General features: G+C 66.9%; 4 protein-coding genes and 1 pseudogene. 4 read left to right on the forward strand and 1 reads right to left on the reverse strand.

The window, feature by feature from the left end:
• Positions 1 to 218: 218 nt before the first annotated feature.
• Positions 219 to 1,217 (reverse strand): type I methionyl aminopeptidase, encoded by a 999-nt coding sequence (map, locus tag VF697_RS02240; protein WP_331091803.1) that lies wholly within the window; start codon positions 1,215 to 1,217, stop codon positions 219 to 221.
• A gap of 147 nt (positions 1,218 to 1,364) precedes the next feature.
• Between map and VF697_RS02245 the strand changes: the two genes are divergently transcribed.
• From VF697_RS02245 to VF697_RS02260, 4 genes and pseudogenes are all read left to right on the forward strand, one after another.
• Complete coding sequence (locus VF697_RS02245) at positions 1,365 to 2,207, forward strand: hypothetical protein (RefSeq protein ID WP_331091804.1); 843 nt, start codon at positions 1,365 to 1,367, stop codon at positions 2,205 to 2,207.
• Positions 2,204 to 3,103, forward strand: coding sequence for a DUF3396 domain-containing protein (locus VF697_RS02250; RefSeq protein WP_331091806.1), 900 nt, complete (start codon positions 2,204 to 2,206; stop codon positions 3,101 to 3,103). The genes VF697_RS02245 and VF697_RS02250 overlap by 4 nt, the downstream gene beginning before the upstream one ends.
• A 50-nt stretch (positions 3,104 to 3,153) precedes the next feature.
• Entirely contained in the window at positions 3,154 to 3,981 is an 828-nt protein-coding gene (locus VF697_RS02255; protein ID WP_331091808.1) for a hypothetical protein, read from the forward strand.
• Positions 3,978 to 4,158 (forward strand): annotated as a pseudogene (locus VF697_RS02260) (DUF3396 domain-containing protein); the annotation flags it as partial. The gene VF697_RS02255 and the pseudogene VF697_RS02260, both read left to right, overlap by 4 nt.

Here is a 4,158-nt window from a genome sequence, read left to right on the forward strand (position 1 = left end):
CCACAGCACGGGAAACCAGCCCTTGCCCTCCTCGATGGAAGGCGAGGCGGCGGGCGCGAGGAGTTCAGGTGTGGTGGGCTGCGACATGGAATGAAAAGCGGAGGAACCCGTGCGCGTGTGAGGGACGCCAGCAAACGGGTCCTGCCAGGTTTTTCATCCAACTCGAAATCAGGGTCGGCCGGTCGTCAGGGCGGGAGCCCACCAGGCCCGGCCGTGCCTCAGGCCTGCGTGAGGATCTCCACGCCCTGGTCGGTCACCAGGATGGTGTGCTCGAACTGCGCCGTGCGGCTGCCATCCGCCGTCACCGCCGTCCAGCCGTCGTCCCACACCCGGTGGTGCCAGTGGCCGAGGGTGATCATCGGCTCGATGGTGAACGTCATCCCGGGCTGCATGATCGTCTTGGCCTCGGGGTCGTAGTGGTGGGGAATCTGGAGCGAGCTGTGGAAGCGCTCGCCGATGCCATGGCCGCAGTAGGCGCGCACCACGCCCATGCCATTCTTGGTGGCGTGCGCCTCGATGGCCCGGCCGATGTCGTTGATGGGACGACCCGGCTTCACCGCCTCGATGCCGAGCATGAGGCACTCGCGCGTGACGCGCACCAGCCGCTCGCTCTCGGGGTCCACCGTGCCCACGAAGTAGGTGGCCGAGCAGTCGCCATGCACGCCGTCGAGGAAGATGGTGATGTCGAGGTTGACGATGTCCCCGTCCTCGAGCGCCCGGTTGTCGGGGATGCCGTGGCAGATGACCTCGTTGACCGAGGTGCAGAGGGACTTGGGGAAGCCGTGGTAGTTGAGCGGGCTGGGGTAGCCGCCGCGCTTGATGTACTCCTCGTGCGCGATGGCATCGATCTCGTCCGTGGTGATACCGGGGCGCACATGGGTGGCCGTGATGTTCATCACCTCGGCGGCGGCCTTGCAGGCGCGGCGCATGCGGGCGATGACGTCCGGGGTCTGCACCTCGGTGGGCGGAAGGAAGCGACTGGGCCGACCCGACACCGCGTAGTCCGGACGCGGGATGTGGGCGGGCACCGTGCGCATGGGGCTGATGACGCCCGGCCGGATGCCCCGCGAGCGGGTCTCGGGCCCACGCTTGCGCGACTCCACTGCGTCCGCGCCCCGGTGGCACTTCTTGTACTTGTTGCCACTCCCGCACCAGCACGGATCGTTCGGCTTGGGCAATACGGCGGGTGGGACACGGGCGATGGAAACGTCGGTCATATCGGGGACCTATAGCCGCTGGGGCCGTACCGCGCACGTCTTCTCGGCTGGCCGCTCCCAGGGTCCTCAGACCTGGAGCGCCATGTCAGGTCGTCTGGCCACCAAACAGCGGACCCCGAGGGCTTCGAATACGCTGCACGGAAGACCATGTCCTCTCCATCGATGGCCCGGCTGCGACAGGCGGTGCTCGCTCTGAGTGTGCTGCTCATGGGCTGCGGCTCGGCGGGTTACGCCGTCGACTCGGCGACGAGCGCCTGCCGACAGAACCCGGCCTACTGCGCCCAGGTGGCCGGTGAGGAGACCGTGGTTCCCACCCTCCGGGTCGCCGCCGAGGAGACGGTGGTGCCCGCCATCCGGGGCGCCGCCGAGGTGGCCTCCGTGGGAGCCACGCTGCGGGTGGTGCTGAACATCGCCACGAAATCCCGCATCGAGCAGTCCTTGATGGAGTGCACCGACTGGGCCCACGAGCAGGTCAACTCCCGATACTTCGGAGCTGATGGCCCCTCTCGACAGCAGTGCAAGGAGGAGCTGCCCCAACTGGATCCCTGTGGAAGAAAGGTGACCCGAGCCATGCAACTGGGCACCGAGAAGCATGAACTGGCCCTCCAATGCGCCGCGCAGAAGTTGGGCGCTCTGATTCCAGGCCGCTTCAGCCTGGAGCAGCGCTACCGCTACGACAGACAGTCACGGCGGACGGAACTGGTCAGCCCCGAGGAGTCACGAGCACTCCGCCAGCACGGGTGCTGGGACGAGCTGCAGGGAACGCTCGTGCCCGATGTCGTCATCCACACGGGCAACCCCCTCCTGGTCCAGGCCGTCTATGATTTCAAGTTCCCCTGCCCCATCAAGAACGAACCCACCTGGAGAGAATACGAGGGGGAACACCCCTACCGTGGTTCCTCGCAGGGACGGATGTACTCCGAGGCCCTGCAAGCGGAGTCGGCTCTCGTGGCACCCCGGTGGGGAATACACCAGAGAATCACTCCATGAATGAGCGCTATCCGAGACTCCGCATCCACGCACGGAATGGTGAGGTGCTGATACGCGATGGACTGAGCATCTGCTTCTACATGCGCCGCTCACACGAAGAGGTGGCGGCGGGAGTGATGCGCTCGCTGGAAGCCTACTTGCGAGCGTTGGGACCGCGGGCGCTCGGCTGGTACGCGGACTCCGAAGGTGACTGGCAGGAACTCGATGCGGCCGGCTGGGAGCACCTCCAGCGGAGGCTGATGGGAAGCCATTGCGGCATCGTCACCCTGAAGGACATCCCAGGCGGTGCCGGTCAATACCGGTTCGACTACTTCGGTAAATCGCTCGATGCACCCCTGTTCGTCGACAACCCGGGCGCGGTCTGCGCTGTGTCCTTCTGGTTGCCCACCGAGTACCTGGAGAAGCACGGGCCCGCGCGGGTACGGGAGTTGGCGCTGGAGCTGGCCACCCCTCTTCCCTTCAACTCCGGCCATGCCGGACTCTCCTTCAATGCCCTGGGGCAACTCGTGGGGGTCTCCGAGGAGATCCGGAAGTGGTGCTTCCGTCATCCGGGCATGGATGTCCGGAATCCGGAAGGCATCGCGTGGAGCATCGGCACGCGGGTACGGGGAGCCTACTGGCTGACCTTCCTGGGCCAGCCGGTACTCGGGGAGTTGGGGGGCTCGGCCGGCCTACGCTCCCGCCTCTCCTCCGCCGACATCACCGTCCAGGACATGGAAGGCGAACGGGCCGTCGTCACCCTGGGCGAATGGCCCGAGGCGGGCGACATCGAGCAGGGCCGTGACCTGCCTCTCCACCGTGAGCTGGCGCGCGTCCTGGAGCCCTGGCTCTTCCACTCCCGCACGCGGGAGCCCGACGAGGATCTACTCCGCTGGGAGCGCCGCTTCCTCGACTGAGCGCGACCCTGCAAGGTCTACTCTCTCCGCGCGCCCCCAAGAGGAAGACCATGCATTCCCCATTGAAGTTCTGGCTGAGACGGACGGTGCTCGCCTTGGGCGTCCTGCTCATGGGCTGCGGCTCGGCGGGTTACGCCGTCGACTCGGCGACGAGCGCCTGCCGACAGAACCCGGCCTACTGCGCCCAGGTGGTCGGGGAAGAGAGCGTCGTCCCCACTCTTCGCGTGGCCGCCAAGGAGACGGTGGTGCCCGCCGTCCGGGGCGCCGCCGAGGTGGCCTCCGTGGGAGCCACGCTGCGGGTGGTGCTCGACGCCGCGACGAAGTCCCGCATCGAGCAGGCCCTGGTGGAGTGCGCCGAGTGGGCGGACGCCAAGGTCAACCAAGAACGCTTTGGAGGCAACAACCCCACACGAGAGCAATGCCAGGAGGAGCTGCCACGGTTGGACCCCTGTGGGAAAAAGGTGACCCGGGCCATGCAACTGGGCACCGAGAAGCATGCCCTGGCCCTCCAGTGCGCCGAGCGGAAGCTGGGCGCGCTGATTCCGGGTCACTTCAACCTGGAGCAGCGCTACCGCTACGACAGGCAGTCACGGCGGACGGAACTGGTCAGCCCCGAGGAGGCGCGAGCCCTCCGGCAGCAGGGGTGCTGGGGCGAGCTCCAGGGGACGCTCGTGCCCGATGTCGTCATCCACACGGGTAACCCGCTCCTGGTCCAGGCCGTCTATGATTTCAAGTTCCCCTGCCCCAGCGGCAACAAACCCAGGTGGAACAGCTACCCCAGAGGGCATCCCTATTACGAATCCAACCAGGGAGCCATGTACCAGGAGGCCCTGGGGGTGGAGCCCTTCCGCGTGGCACCCGAGGGAGTCATCCATTGACGAGCAAGCACTACCCGAGAATCCGGCTCGAGTCGCAGCGAGGCCGGCTTCTGATGCGCGAGGGCCTGAGCCTCTGCTTCTACATGCACCGCCCTCATGAGGAGGTGGCCCCGGCGGTGGCACGTTCGCTGGAGGTATACCGGCGCGCGGTGAAGCCAGGGGCGCTTGCCTGGTTTG

It is taken from the genome of Archangium sp., assembly GCF_036388035.1.
GTDB lineage: Bacteria > Myxococcota > Myxococcia > Myxococcales > Myxococcaceae > Archangium.